The sequence below is a fragment of the Halarchaeum sp. P4 genome (assembly GCF_051195175.1).
Classification (GTDB): Archaea; Halobacteriota; Halobacteria; order Halobacteriales; family Halobacteriaceae; genus Halarchaeum.
Genome location: NZ_JBNTKC010000001.1, coordinates 863,113 through 876,618 on the forward strand (window position 1 = coordinate 863,113; position 13,506 = coordinate 876,618).

Sequence of the window (13,506 nt, forward strand, 5' to 3'; positions counted from 1 at the left end):
AATCCCGTACGCGGCCTCCCCTCGAACACGAATGCCACCAGCGATACGCGTCGAGGGCTTGGTGAAGGACTACGGCGACGTCCGAGCCCTCGACGGCCTCGACCTCACGGTCCCCGAGGGGTCGTTCTTCGGGCTGCTCGGGCCGAACGGCGCGGGGAAGACGACGTTCATCTCCGTCCTCGTCGGCCTCGTCCGCAAGACCGACGGCACCGCCGAAGTCTTCGGCCACGACGTCGAGGACGACTACCAGCAGGCCCGGGACGCCATCGGCCTCGCCCCACAGGAGTTCAACGTCGACCGGTTCTTCCCCATCAAGGAAGTCCTGATGCACAAGGCCGGCTACCACGGCATCCCGGAGGACGAGGCGAGCGAGCGCGCCGACGCCGCCCTGAAGCGCGCCGGCATCTACGACAAGCGCGACGTCCGCTTCGACTGGCTCTCCGGCGGGATGAAGCGGCGCTTCATGCTCGCGCGCGCCCTCGTCACCGACCCGGACCTCCTCATCCTCGACGAACCCACCGCGGGCGTCGACGTCGAGTTGCGCCACGACCTCTGGGAGGTCATCACCGACCTGAACGACGAAGGGACGACGGTGCTCCTCACCACCCACTACATCGAGGAGGCAGAACGCCTCTGCGACGAAGTCGCCATCATCGACTCCGGGCGGAACGTCACCGTCGCGACGCCGGACGAACTCACCGAGAAGGGTGGGGACACCCTCACCGTCTTCCTCGAGTCCGAACCCGCGACGCCACCCGAGCTCGACGACGAGCGCATCGAGAGTCTCACCGTCGAGGGCGACGAACTCGTGATTCGCACGCCGTCGGCGAGCGAACTCGTCCCTGAGGTCGTCCGCCAACTCGACGCACAGGGCCAGACCGCGAGCGACATCGACATCGAGCGCACCTCACTCGAAGAGGTGTTCGTCGACCTCACGCGGCGTGAGGACGGCGACGAGGGCGAGGCGACCGACGACGAATCGCGTGACGACGACGAGGACGACGCCCGCGAAGCGGAGGTCCACGCATGAGCGTGCTCTCGACGGGCGTCAAGACGCTCACGAAGCGCGAAATCCTGCGCTACATCCGCCGGCCGTGGAACACCTTCCTCCCACCGTTCGTCACGAACGTCCTCTACTTCTCCGTCTTCGGCGTCATCCTCGGCTCGCGCATCCGCGAGGTCGGCGGCGTCCCCTACATCCAGTTCATCCTCCCCGGTCTCGTCGTGCTCGGCGCCATCGGCAACGCCTTCGAGAACGCCTCGTTCAGCATCTTCCACGGCCGCTGGAACGAGTACATCCACGAACCGCTCACGTCGCCGCTCTCCTACCGGGCGATGGTGTTCAGTTACGTCGCCTCCTCCGCCCTGCGGGGTATCATCATCGGCGTGCTCATCGCCGTCATCGGCGCGTTCTTCACGCCCGTCCACTCGCTCGCCCACCCGGCCTACGCCGTCGCGTTCCTCCTCGTCATCACCGTCCTCTTCGCCGGGTTCGGCGTCATCGGCGGCCTCGTCGCCGAGGACTTCGACCACCTCACGGTGCTCAACCAGTTCATCCTCCGGCCGCTCGTCTTCTTCGGCGGCGTCTTCTACTCGCTGGACGCCCTCGAGGGCGCGGCGCTCACCGCCTCCTACCTCAACCCGATGGTCTACATGGTCAACGGCGTCCGCTACGGCGTCCTCGGCGTCTCGGACATCCCTGTGAACGAGGCGCTCGCGGTGCTCGTCGCGCTCACCGCCGTCGTCCTCGCCGTCAACGTCTACCTCTTCAAGCGCGGCTACGGCCTCACCGACTGACCCGCACCCGTCCCTCCGCTTCTGCGACGTCAACGTCGAACGCGAACGCCTCCAACAACTCGACGTGCGTGTCGAGATGCGCCGTCCGCTCCGGCGTCGTGTACGTCCCGCCCGCGAGCGCGAGGAACGGCAGGAGTTGGTCGGCGAGGTGCCGGTCGACGCTCGCCGCCGTCTCCCGGAACGACTCGAACGCCGCGACGGCCTCGTCCGCGACGTCCTCGGCTGGCTTGCCCTGCTCGCCGAGCGCCGAGAACCCCGCGCGAGTGTGCTCGTAGACCGCCACGACGGTCACCACCGACCCGGGCGAGGTCGTCCTGTCGTAGGACGTCTCGCGCAACACCGGGACGGCGGCGTTCGACTGGAGCGCCTCGACGGCCGCGTCCGCCTGTCGGTGCGCCACGTCCGCGTCGCGCAGCGACTCGCTCGCCACCGACTCGACGGCGATGTGCTTCGGGCGCCCGCGCTCCGCGAGGTCGAGCGCCTCGAACGTCGACGGCCGGAGCGTCAGCGTCACCTCGCCGCCGCCCGCCGGATAGAACCCACGGCGCGTTACCGTCTCACTCGCGTCGAGGCCGTGACGTCGCAACACCGGGAGTTTCACCTCCCGGAAGAAGTCCATCGGCGGCGCCCACCGGACGTCCGTCCCGCCGGTCACCGTCACCCGATAGGGCGCGTCGAGGCGCGCCGCCAGCGGCAGGACGGCGTCGAGGATGAGCGGTATGCTCCCCGCCGTCTCGACGTCCACGCGCGCCTCCCCGCCAGCGAGCGTCCCCGGGTCGATGGTGACGTGCTCGGAGCCGACCGCAGCGCCCTCGACGTCCGCGTCGCAGGCCGCCGCCACCGCCTCGACGGCCGCGACGTGCTGGCGTTTCAACCCGGGCTGTTCGCGCGCACCCCGGACGTCCGTCACCTCCACCGCGCGGCCGGTCAGCGCCGCGAACGTCGCCGCCGTCCGGACGAGCTGGCCGCCGCCCGCCGCACCGGAGAGCGTCAACATGGCCGGAGCCTCGTTCGCACCCCGGATAACGCTGACGTGATACGTGGACGAGGGTCGTCCTACTCGTTCGCGCTCCGCGAGGCACCGCATATCCAATACCCTTACCGCCGCGGCACTCCCAGACGCACGTATGCCCGAGCAGAACTTCGACGAGCCGGCGTGGCGTGAGCGCGTCGAGACGTATCGCGCGGAGAAAGACGAGTTCCTCGCGGAACACCCCCAGTCGCCGATTCCGCCCGAGGAGCGCGAGGACTTCGACGGCCTCGACTACTACGAGCCGAAACCGACGTACCGCGTCGTCGCACGGATTCAGGAGCCAAAGGAGATCGAGGAAGTCGAGTTGGCGACGACGACCGGCCCCGACCGGACCTACGAGCGCGTCGCGACGCTCGGCTTCACCATCGCCGACGAACACCAGGTGCTTGAGGCCTACGCCGCGCCGTCGCAGGAGGGACTTTTCGTACCGTTCACCGACGCGACGAGCGGCGAGGAGACCTACGAGCTCGGACGTTACCTCGAGCTCGACATCGAGGAGTTCGAGACGGGCGACGACGTCGTTGTCGACTTCAACACCGCGTACAACCCGTTCTGCGCGTACAACGACGGCTTCGCGTGCGTTGTTCCGCCAGAAGAGAACCACATCACCGTCCCGATAGAAGCGGGCGAACGCGCGCCTTAGCGGCCGTGTGCTGCCGCGGACCGCCCCGCTACCGCGCGGCCGTGACGTGGAGACGTCTCTCGGCGTGTGAAAACGAAGAAACCGCCTCAGACGGGTACCGGTGCGAGCCGTCGTGGCTCGCGAGAAGAGGACACCAGACGAATACCGCTTACTGGAGCGTCTCGGCTGCCTCGAGGAGCTCCTGATAGCGGTTGCGGATGGTGACTTCGCTGACGTCCGTCACGTCGCTGACCTCGCTCTGGGTGACCTTCTGGTTGGCGAGCAGGCTCGCCGCGTAGATAGCCGCCGCGGCGAGGCCGACCGGGGACTTCCCGCTGGTGACGCCCTTGTCGCCGGCCGTCTTCAGGAGGTCGCGGGCGCGTCGCTCGACTTCGTCGTTGAGCTCGAGTTCGCTGACGAAGCGCGGGACGTAGCTCGCGGGGTCGGCGGGCGCGACCTCGAGTTTGAGCTCGCGGACGATGTAGCGGTACGTCCGCTTGAACTCCATGTCGTCGATACGCGAGACGGTCGCGACCTCGTCGATGGAGCGCGGCGTCTGCATCTGCCGCGCGGCGGCGTAGAGGGAGGCAGTGGCGACGCCCTCGATACTGCGGCCGGGGAGGAGGTCCTCCTTGAGCGCGCGGCGATAGATGACCGACGCCGTCTCCCGGACTTCCTTGGGCAGGCCGAGGGCGGAGCTCATGCGCTCGATTTCGCCGAGCGCCTGCTTGAGGTTCCGCTCCTTGCTGTTACGCGTGCGGAAGCGCTCGTTCCAGGTGCGGAGCCGCTGCATCTTCTGGCGCTGGCGGCTGGAGAGGCTGTTGCCGTAGGCGTCCTTGTCCTGCCAGCCGATGTTCGTCGAGAGCCCCTTGTCGTGCATCATGTTCGTCGTGGGGGCGCCGACGCGGCTCTTCTGGTCCTTCTCCTGGCTGTTGAACGCGCGCCACTCGGGACCGCGGTCGATGGCGTCGTCCTCGACGACGAGCCCACAGTCGACACAGACGGTTTCGCCGTGGCCCTCGTCGGTGCGGAGGTCGCCGCCACACTCGGGGCAGACGGTGGTGTCAGTTCGCGTCTCGGACTCCTCTTCGACGGTGTTCTCGGCGTGCTGGCTGTCGCTGGTGAACGTGCGGATGCTGGTGTCGCTCATTATTGGTGTACTCCGTGACCGGGTGAAGGAGGAACGTATAAAGCCCTTCAACCCGACTCTTCCTAACCATAGATTAGGCCGTAAGACACTTAAAGCTTTCGCCTCCGTAACCTGTGCTATCAAATGCCATAGGGGCGGTAGAGGGAGTATTAGGCGTGATAACCGCCGGTTTTGGCAAGCCTAAGGACTCACACCCAGCCGGTATGTTTATATGTACCGTGGCGGTACTCTCGTATTGGTTGCCAGACAGGCAGGGGAAAGTTTAGGTCAATGAGTACGGAAACCTTCTCACAACGTGAGGATGAGTGGAGAGGGGGCCACACGGACCGCGACGCTCAGCGGTCGGCAACACGACAGGGACACCGAGAGCGACTGGACTCGCGGTGAGAGCACATGAGTCGACAGACGACGAACACGGCGACGCCGACCATCCTCGCCGTCGACGACCTCCCCGAGTACCTCCAGCTCTACGAGGCGCGTCTCGACGACTACGACGTTCGGACTGCCGGCGACGGCGAGAGCGCCATCGAGACCATCGACGAGGACGTCGACGTCGTCCTCCTCGACCGGAGCATGCCCGACGTCCCGGGCGACGACGTGCTCGCGTACATCCGCGAGGAGGGCTACGACTGCCAGGTCGCGATGGTCACGGCCGTCGAACCCGACACGGACATCGTCGAGTTGGGGTTCGACGCCTACCTCGTCAAACCCGTCTCCGGCGACCGCCTCGTCGACACCGTCGAGCGCCTCCTGCGGCGCTCGCGCTACGAGGACGAACTCGAAGAGCTCTACGCGCTCTGCTCGCAGCGCGCCGCCCTCGCCGCGGAAGGGAAGACCGAGAACGAGGAGTACGCCGAACTCAGCGCACGCATCGAGGAGCTTCGACGCTCCGTCGACTACGCCGTCACCGAGTTCTCGCCGGACGACTACCGGGCGACGTTCCGCGACATCCCCGAGTTCTAGCCGTCGAGGTCGCGGGCGATGGCGGCCAGCCCCGAGTCCGGTTGTTCGGTCGCCGTGTATGTCGCGCGCTCGCCGGGCGCGCGCACACCGTACTTGTAGTCGGCCGTGACGACGTCCAGGTGGACGGTCCGACCGTAGTCGAGGTCGACGTCGTCCAGCCACGCGCGGAGGTGGTTCTCGCCCTCGCCGGGCGTGCGGGCGAGACGCGGCGTCTCGAACGCGCCACGAATGACCGGGTCGCCGTCGGCGTCCGTCTCGATGCGCGCGCGGTACTCCGTCTCGTCGACGACGAGGCGGACGACTTCGCCCGTCGGGACGGCGTCGGGGTCGCTGACCCGCAGTTGCGGGCGGTTCGTCGGGCCGTACCGTTCGAGGGTCGTCTCCACGGACGGGACGCCCTCGCTTGTGACGCGGTCAGCCATGGTCGCGTAGAGGGCCTCACCCCGGAAGGCCGTTTCGCCGTCGGTAGTCGTGACGCGTCCGTCACCTCCCGTCTCAGAGCCTGAAACGATCGATGTGGCGGAATGTGGCGGCCAGTAGACTTTTGTAATATCACGCCGCTGAGATATTTATGCAGGCGCCGAACGGATTGTATTCTATCTTCCTTCGTTATTACAAATACAATACCTATTTTAATACAGCCGCCTTGGAATCCAATGTCGCATGACGGATTCCAACCTGCAATCGTACCTGATGGACAACCCGCGCATGGTGGGCGTCCTGTTCACGCTGACGCTGCTCCTCGCGACGGCGGGGAACTCCAGTGCGGCCATCGCCGCGACGTTCAGCGGCCCGTAACTCAGGTACGACTCCCCCCACAGGCGTATCATCCCCCCAACTACCGCTTTTGTGTCGTGCCCGACAGCGTCTCGTGGAGCGTCGCGTACGTCAGGTCGCTACTCCAGTGTAACTCGCCGTCTAGACGCACCGGGATGCTCTCCATCGAGAGCACGTCGAGGAGTTCCTCCGGCGTCATCGTCTCCGTCGTCACGCTGCCGGACGCGAGATAGCGCTCGCCGCCGTCGCCGAACGCTGGGATGAGGACGCTCCCCATGCCCGCGTGGTCGGTCGGGTAGCCACGGAGCGTCACCGAGAGGGTCGCGTCGTCCGTCGCCTCGGAGTCGACGTCGAGCGTCACCGGCGTGCGGCTCTCCGCCTGCGAGAGCGTGAAGCCGCTGTCGCCGATGACGACGTAGCGGTTCGACATGATGCTCTCGTCGCTCGCGATGTCGAGCGCCGCGCTCAGCGGGAAGCCGCGGTTGAGGAGGCGCGCCATCACGTGGCCGATAGCTTCCGCGCCGCGGTTCACGACGTCGCGAACGGTGACGACGCCACCGATGCCGCCGCGCTCGATGAGCTCCATCCCCTGCCCGTAGGACTGGCAGGCGTTCAGGAAGAAGGCGTCCACACCCACCTCGTCGAGCGTCGCGGCGTCGAGCAATCCGTCCGCGCACTTGAAGCCCTCGCCGTCGATGTGGCCGATGAAGTGGAAGAGGTCCGCCGGCTCGGTGAGGACGTCGCGGAGGTCCGCCGTCGAGAGGTTGCGGTAGACGGAGACCGTGAACGGGAGGTCATCCCGGTCGCCGTACACCTCGTTGACGAGGTCGCGCTCGGTGTCCATCTGGGCGTCGTTGCAGACGACGGTGACGCGGATGTCGCCCTCCGAGCGGTCGCGTGCGAGCCGGTTCTTGAACGCCGTCGTCGTCGGCTTGCTCGCGCCGAGCGGCGCGCCCTCGCCAATCCACGCCTGCTCGACGGAGTCCGTCGCCGCCGGGCGGACGGTGTTCGGCGTCTTCGAGGCCGTCCCCGTGACGCTCCGGGTGAACGGCTCGGCGGCCGTCGCGCCGTCTTCGCCGCGCATGAAGTCCCGGACGGCGGCGGTCTTGAGGTCCGTCGAGCCGAAGTCCTGCGTCTGCGGGGAGCGGACGACCGCGAGGTCGTTCACGAGGAACGGGAGGAGTTCGACGCTGTTCGGCGTCGGCGCGACGTGCGTCGTCTGCTTCCACCCGGGCACGTGGTCCTCGATTTCGGCGTGCGGGACCTCGAGGAAGGTCGCGACGCGCTCGGCGAGCGGCGCCTCGAAGAGCCCCGTCCAGTCGAGGTCGAGGCGCTCCTCGAGCGCTTCTCGCTCGTGGATGTCGACGCCGTAAACGCCCTCGCTGCGGACGACGCAGTCGAGGAGGAAGAGCCGTTTGAGAACGGCCTCGACCTCCGCCTCGAACCCCCTCGTGGTGTCGAGGCGGTACTCGTAGTCGCCGGCGACGATTTTCGGGGCGGGCGACGGTTCGAGCGTCGCGCCGAGGTAGTAGGCCAGCGGCGTGGCGACGTAGATTGAGCGGTACTCCGCCGGTATCTCGATGGTGATGTCGGTGTCGGGCGTCTCGATGGTCTCCGGGACGTCGAGTTCCTCGCCGACTTCGATGAGCGGCGGGTGGCCACGCAGCGTCGGGTAGGAGCGCTCCGGGCTGTGGGTCTTGAGCGCGGAGCCGAGGTGTGAGACCGCCGTCATCATGTCGACGGGGTCGGTCGTGGTAGTGATTGTTCCGGCGGGGTGCTCGTGTCGGGAGCGCGCCCCGATTTGTACCGTCGTCGATTCGTCGAACGTTATCTGGGGGGATGGGGGGTTCGTGTCGACCGTCATCGGGCCGTCCGCCCGGACGTAGAGCTTGACCGGAGTGGTCAACTCGATGGTGTACGTCCCGGCGTCCAGCGTGGCCTCCGAGAGTGGGTCGACTTGCTCGACCATTTCGCCGTCGGCGTCCTGTACGAACGCCGCGACGACGGTCGGCAACTCGATGGCTTCGGTGTCGACGGCAACGAGCGAGTCGATGGGGTAGCGGAACCCCTCGGGGTCCAGCCGCCGGAGGGACGACGACTGGGAGATTCCGAGCCGGATTTGGTGACGCTCGATGGCGTCGAAGACGGTGAGGCCATCTTCGTCCGCCTCGATGGAGAGGGGGCCATCCGAGGCGGGCCCGTCCACGTTCCTTCGCGGGCTCATCTATATTGTCGAATCGTCTCTAATGGTAAAAAACTGCGGGCCGTTGACGCCTGTAATTTATAAACGAACTTCGCACAGTTCACACATTGTACACATTGCGAAAAGTTCGCCGGACAGCGGCGGGACGAGCAGGGCCGACCGGACCGACACGACCAGGGGTTCAGGCGGCGCAAACGCAGGCCGAACGGGGGTGGGCCTCAGCGGACGAGCGCGGGAACGAGTATCGGCACGAGGAGACTCAACGTCACCCCGTTCACTACCGCGGGGACGACGGCCTCTCGGCCGGCCGTCCGGCGCACCGCCGGGAGGGTGACGTCCATCGTCGTCGCGCCGCCGGGTGCGATGCCCGCCGTCCGGCCGAAGCGCCGCACGACGAACGGGAGGACGAGGAACGTCAGGAGTTCGCGCAGGACGTTCGCGAGGAACGTCAGCGACCCGAGGTAGACGCCGTGGAGGTCGCTGACCAGGACGCCCGAGAGCGAGTACCACCCGAAGCCCGCGCCGACGGCCGCCGCCTCCATGCTCGCCATCCCGAAGGCGACGCCGACGACCATCGCGCCGGCGATGCTCCCGAGCGCCACACAGAGCGGGAGGACGAGCACCGTCGGCCCGAGGCGCCGCGCGGACGCGATGACGTCCGTGCCCGCTGCGAGCGTCGCCCCCACCGCGACCAGCAGAACGTAGAGTGCGGGTGTCGTTGCCGCCTCGACGAGCGACGCGACGCCGGACGGGACGACCCAGCCGAAGAGGCCCCCGACGAGGAGCGCCGCGAGCACGAGCGCCGGGAGTGACGCCCCGTCCTCGGCCGCGTCCGCCGCGGGGACGTCGCCCTCGAGCGTCGGCAGGTAGCGACCGGCCGCCGCGACCAGCAGGACGCTCCCCGCGATGCTCCCGGCGGCGAGCGCCACCGCGCGGAAGCCGAGCGGGCCGAGGTTCGCGACGACACGCTCGCTCGCGCCCATGCGCACGCCCATCATCGCGAGCAGGACGAGCAGGCCGCCTTCGAGAACGCGGTCCGCGACGCGCCCCACCGGCCACTCGTCGGGCGCGAGACGGCCGGCGACGCCACCACACAGCAGAGAGAGGACCAGATAGAGCACGCACTGGGACAGTCGTCTCGCGGAGAAATACACGTCGGATTCGCCGCGCCGTGCCTCGGCTTCGCACGCGTCGTGGTGTCGCCGTCGAACACGGTGCCAATAGATAAGGTCAGCTGACACGACTGACGAGTCATGTCCACCGACCGCCACACAGCGGGCCTCCGCTATCCGCTCGGCGTCGTCGCGCTCGTCGTCGCCGCCCTCCTGCTCCACGTCGCCGTCGGGCAGTTCGTCGCGACGACCGCCATCACCGGGTTCCCGATGTGGCTCCCGATCGCCGGGTCGCTCGGCGAAACCGTGCTCGTCTACGAGTGGGGCGTCATGCGCTTCGGGTTCGCACTCGTCCCCGCCGGGGCGTTCTGGCTCGGAGCGCAGTACGAGCGGACGAACGGCTGGCGGCGGCGAAAAAGTCGAGAGAACGGAACGAACGCGGTTTAGAGGTAGTCCTCGGCGGCGAGGCGCTCGACGGCCTCCTCGAGGCGCTCCTTGCTGTTCGCGTAGGAGATGCGGGCGTAGCCCGGCGCGCCGAAGGCGGACCCAGGGACGGTGGCGACGTGTGCGTCCTCGAGCGCGTTCGTACACCAGGCCTCGTCGTCCTCGTCGACGGGGAGCATCATGTAGAACGCGCCGTCGGGCGTCGTGGGCTCGACGCCGTGGTCCGCGAGGAGGTCGAGGAGGAACTCGCGGCGCTCCGCGAACGCCTCGACCATCTCCTCGACGGCCGTGTCGGTGTTCTTCAGCGCCTCGACGCCGGCGTACTGCACGAAGTGCGTCGCCGAGGAGACGGAGTGGGACTGAATCTTCCCGGCCTCCGAGATGACGTCGGCGGGCGCGGCGAGGTAGCCGAGGCGCCACCCGGTCATCGAATAGGCCTTCGAGAAGCCGTTGATGGTGACAGTGCGCTCGTACATCCCGTCGAGGCCGGCGAGCGAGACATGCTCGGGGCCGTAGTTGATGTGCTGGTAGATTTCGTCGCTGATGACGGTGATGTCGTGCTCGACGGCGAGGTCGCGCACGCCCTCCATCGCCGCGCGGCTGTAGACGGCGCCCGTCGGGTTGCTCGGGGAGTTCACGACGAGGAGTTTCGTCTCGTCGCTGACCGCCGCCGCGAGGTCGTCGAGCGCCGGCTCGAGCTGGAAGTCGTGCTCGGAGAGGTCGACGCGCGTGAGGTCGCCGCCCGCCATCTTCGCCATCGCCTCGTAGGAGACCCACGCGGGGTCGAGGAGGACGACCTCGTCGCCCTCGTCGACGACGGTCTGGAACGTCTCGAAGAGCGCCTGCTTCGCGCCCGGCGTCACGATGACGTTCCCGGCGTTGTAGTCGAGGCCGTCGTCCTGCAGTTTCTCCGCGATGGCCTCACGGAGTTCGGGGACGCCGTTCGACGGCGCGTAGCCCGTGTCGCCGCGCTCGACGGACTCCTCGGCGGCCTGCACGATGTTCTCGGGCGTCTCGAAGTCCGGCTCACCCACCGAGAGGTCCACGACGTCGTGGCCTTCGGCTTCCAGTTCCTTCGCGAGGTTGCTCACCGCGAGCGTCGCGCTCGGTTCGACACGCGTGACTCGGTCTGCGAATTCCATTGTTAGAGGTCCTCCAGTGTTTCCGCGAGTTCGACGGCAGCGACGACGGCGTCCGCGCCCTTCTCGACGCGCTCGCGCGCCTCCGCGCCGGACATCCCTGGACCCATAACGCCGAGCGTCACGGGCACGTCGCGCTCTACGCTCACGTCCGTGAGCTTCTCCGCGATGGCGTGCCCGATGACCTGGTCGTGGTCGGTGTCACCCGTCACGATGGCGCCAAGCACCGCGACGGCGTCGACGTCGTCGCGACGCGCAAGGCGGTCCGCGACCAACGGCGCGTCGTACGCGCCCGGCACGTGGACGGTCTCAACGACGGACGCGTCGGCGTCAGCGGCCGCTTCGAGAGCGGACTCCTCCATCCCCTCGGTGACGCTGCGGTTGAACTCGGCGACGACCAGGCCCAGGGATACCATACCGGATGCGTTCGTGCGCGCCGGCAAAACGCTACCGTTCTCCGAAAAGACCGTATGGGCCCCACGACACTACAGGGATAGATGTCCGACTCGGACCGCCGCGTGGCCGCCGGCGTCGTCGCCGTGACCGCCGTCGCGCTCATCGCACGACTCGTCTCACTCGGCTTCCGCGTCGCCCACTGGGACGAAGGGCGCGTCGGCTACTGGATACTCCGCTACATGGAGACCGGCCAGTACACCTACCACCCCATCGTTCACGGGCCGTTCCTCTTCCACGTCAACCAGGTCGTCTTCGACCTCTTCGGCGCGAGCGACACGACGATGCGCCTCGTCGTCGCCGTCGTCGGCGGCCTCCTCCCGCTCACCGCGTGGCTCCTCCGCGAGCGCTTCTCGACTGCCGAGACCGTCTCGCTCGCCGTCCTCCTCGCCGCGAACCCGCTCCTCCTCTACTACTCGCGATTTATGCGCAGCGACGTCCTCGTCGGCGCGTTCGCCCTCTTCGCGCTCGCATTCGTCGTCCGCGCACACGACACCGGCGACCGCCGGCACCTCTACGCGGGCGCGCTCTCGCTCGCGCTCGCGTTCACCACGAAGGAGAACGTCCTCATCTACGTCGCGTGCTGGGTTGGCGCGCTCGTCCTCCTCCTCGACTGGATGCTCCTCAGCGCGCGCCACCGCGGCGAGGACCCGAAAACCGTCTTCTCCCGACGGATGCTCGCGCTCGCGCGCGGTCTCCGACCGTGGGCGCGCGACGTCGCGGGGAGCGCCGTCCTCTTCCTCCTCGTCGTCGTGTTCTTCTACGCGCCCCGGCCCGAACTCTGGCGCGCGTTCTCGGACCCGACGCTGTTCCCGAGCGTCGTCGCGCGCGCCACCGCGGGCTCCGTCCAGAAGTTCGTGAACACGTGGGTCGGTGGCCACCCACACAGCTATGTCGAGTTCTTCGTCCACGACGTCGAGACGCTCGCCGCCGGCGCCGCCGCCGTCTGCCTCCTCGGCGTCGCCGGGTTCGTCTACGACCGCTACACGGACGACCACCCGCGGCCGCTCGTCGCGTTCGCCGGCTACTGGGCGCTCGCCTCCATGGTCATCTACCCCGCCGTCTCCGACATCTCCGCGCCGTGGGCGATGGTCCACGTCGTGATTCCGCTCGCGATTCCGGCCGCCGTCGGCGCCGGCCTGCTCCTCTCTACCGTCGCCGCCACCCGCCGCGCCGAGGACGACGCCGGCACCGTCATCGCCGTCGCGCTCGTCGTCACCGTCGTCGGTTGGATGGCCGTCACGGGCCTCTCGACGGCCTTCCTCCACCCGCAGGAGCCTGGCCCGCTCGTCCAGTACGGCCAGCCGAACGGGAACCTGCATCCCGCAATCGCCGAGATCGACGACGCCGTGCAGGCCCACCAGGGCGAGTCCGGGCCGGACGTCCTCTACTACGGTGAGCACTTCTACGCGGCGAGCGAGCCCTCGGTCGCGCCGGACGAGAACTTCTCCGAACCCGGCCACTGGACGTGGCGCCTGCCCCTACCGTGGTACTTCGAGGGGATGGGCGCACAGACGGCGAGCACCACGCAGCTGTCGGCGTTGAACGGCACGACACCGCCCGTCGTCATCACGCGCGCGGAGAACTACGACGAGGTCGCTTCCTACCTCGAGGGCTACGACGCAGCGACCTACGAGCTGACGGCGACCGGCACCCCGACGGTGTTCTTCGTTCGCGACACCGGAAGCGCGGACGGGAACGCGACAGCCGGGAACGCCACGAACCCGAGCACAATCGCGTCGCCCGACGCGCTCCCCGCCGCGACGGCGTAGCTCCACGGCCACCCGAAACTGTAGCACGTTCGTGGATACCT

At 68.0% G+C, this 13,506-nt stretch carries 14 protein-coding genes; 7 read left to right on the forward strand and 7 right to left on the reverse strand.

The window, feature by feature from the left end; translation table 11 throughout:
- Positions 1-31: 31 nt before the first annotated feature.
- Both ACQUS8_RS04660 and ACQUS8_RS04665 read left to right on the forward strand, forming a co-directional pair.
- Positions 32-1,030 (forward strand): ABC transporter ATP-binding protein, encoded by a 999-nt coding sequence (locus tag ACQUS8_RS04660; RefSeq protein WP_435097623.1) that lies wholly within the window; start codon positions 32-34, stop codon positions 1,028-1,030.
- On the forward strand, positions 1,027-1,797 hold the full coding sequence (locus ACQUS8_RS04665) for an ABC transporter permease (protein WP_435097626.1): 771 nt from the start codon (positions 1,027-1,029) through the stop codon (positions 1,795-1,797). Before ACQUS8_RS04660 ends, ACQUS8_RS04665 begins: the two co-directional genes overlap by 4 nt.
- Here the strand turns inward: ACQUS8_RS04665 and rtcA are convergent.
- Positions 1,787-2,794 (reverse strand): RNA 3'-terminal phosphate cyclase, encoded by a 1,008-nt coding sequence (gene rtcA, locus ACQUS8_RS04670; RefSeq protein WP_435097629.1) that lies wholly within the window; start codon positions 2,792-2,794, stop codon positions 1,787-1,789. The two genes, ACQUS8_RS04665 and rtcA, sit on opposite strands and share 11 nt — an antisense overlap.
- Before the next feature lie 130 nt (positions 2,795-2,924).
- Here rtcA and ACQUS8_RS04675 point away from each other — a divergent pair, with 130 nt between their 5' ends.
- On the forward strand, positions 2,925-3,473 hold the full coding sequence (locus ACQUS8_RS04675) for a DUF1684 domain-containing protein (RefSeq protein WP_435097632.1): 549 nt from the start codon (positions 2,925-2,927) through the stop codon (positions 3,471-3,473).
- A 148-nt stretch (positions 3,474-3,621) separates the two neighbouring features.
- Here the strand turns inward: ACQUS8_RS04675 and ACQUS8_RS04680 are convergent, their stop codons facing one another.
- On the reverse strand, positions 3,622-4,602 hold the full coding sequence (locus ACQUS8_RS04680) for a transcription initiation factor IIB (protein WP_435097635.1): 981 nt from the start codon (positions 4,600-4,602) through the stop codon (positions 3,622-3,624).
- 393 nt (positions 4,603-4,995) lie between these two features.
- Here ACQUS8_RS04680 and ACQUS8_RS04685 point away from each other — a divergent pair, with 393 nt between their 5' ends.
- Positions 4,996-5,565: a response regulator gene (locus ACQUS8_RS04685; protein WP_435097638.1), complete on the forward strand. Its 570-nt coding sequence runs from the start codon at positions 4,996-4,998 to the stop codon at positions 5,563-5,565.
- Here ACQUS8_RS04685 and ACQUS8_RS04690 read toward each other — a convergent pair.
- Positions 5,562-5,987, reverse strand: coding sequence for a DUF7112 family protein (locus ACQUS8_RS04690; RefSeq protein ID WP_435097641.1), 426 nt, complete (start codon positions 5,985-5,987; stop codon positions 5,562-5,564). The two genes, ACQUS8_RS04685 and ACQUS8_RS04690, sit on opposite strands and share 4 nt — an antisense overlap.
- 241 nt (positions 5,988-6,228) lie before the next feature.
- Here ACQUS8_RS04690 and ACQUS8_RS04695 point away from each other — a divergent pair, with 241 nt between their 5' ends.
- Complete coding sequence (locus ACQUS8_RS04695) at positions 6,229-6,363, forward strand: DUF7503 family protein (RefSeq protein WP_435097644.1); 135 nt, start codon at positions 6,229-6,231, stop codon at positions 6,361-6,363.
- Between the two features lie 40 nt (positions 6,364-6,403).
- On the opposite strand, the gene ACQUS8_RS04700 is transcribed toward ACQUS8_RS04695, so the two are convergent.
- Positions 6,404-8,566 carry a hypothetical protein gene (locus tag ACQUS8_RS04700; RefSeq protein ID WP_435097647.1) on the reverse strand — a complete coding sequence of 721 codons (2,163 nt, stop codon included), beginning with the start codon at positions 8,564-8,566 and terminating at the stop codon, positions 6,404-6,406.
- Between the two features lie 197 nt (positions 8,567-8,763).
- Entirely contained in the window at positions 8,764-9,666 is a 903-nt protein-coding gene (locus ACQUS8_RS04705; protein ID WP_435097650.1) for a lysine exporter LysO family protein, read from the reverse strand.
- Positions 9,667-9,798: 132 nt separating this feature from the next.
- On the opposite strand from ACQUS8_RS04705, the gene ACQUS8_RS04710 reads away from it, so the two are divergent.
- Positions 9,799-10,104: a hypothetical protein gene (locus ACQUS8_RS04710; protein WP_435097653.1), complete on the forward strand. Its 306-nt coding sequence runs from the start codon at positions 9,799-9,801 to the stop codon at positions 10,102-10,104.
- On the opposite strand, the gene ACQUS8_RS04715 is transcribed toward ACQUS8_RS04710, so the two are convergent.
- Positions 10,101-11,243, reverse strand: a complete 1,143-nt coding sequence (locus ACQUS8_RS04715) for a pyridoxal phosphate-dependent aminotransferase (RefSeq protein ID WP_435097656.1) — start codon at positions 11,241-11,243, stop codon at positions 10,101-10,103. The two genes, ACQUS8_RS04710 and ACQUS8_RS04715, sit on opposite strands and share 4 nt — an antisense overlap.
- 2 nt (positions 11,244-11,245) lie before the next feature.
- The gene (gene ribH / locus ACQUS8_RS04720; RefSeq protein WP_435097659.1) at positions 11,246-11,656 is read right to left on the reverse strand and encodes a 6,7-dimethyl-8-ribityllumazine synthase; all 411 of its coding nucleotides are present in this window, start codon (positions 11,654-11,656) and stop codon (positions 11,246-11,248) included.
- 81 nt (positions 11,657-11,737) lie between these two features.
- Here ribH and ACQUS8_RS04725 point away from each other — a divergent pair, with 81 nt between their 5' ends.
- Positions 11,738-13,465: a flippase activity-associated protein Agl23 gene (locus ACQUS8_RS04725; protein WP_435097662.1), complete on the forward strand. Its 1,728-nt coding sequence runs from the start codon at positions 11,738-11,740 to the stop codon at positions 13,463-13,465.
- The last annotated feature ends 41 nt before the right edge of the window (positions 13,466-13,506 follow it).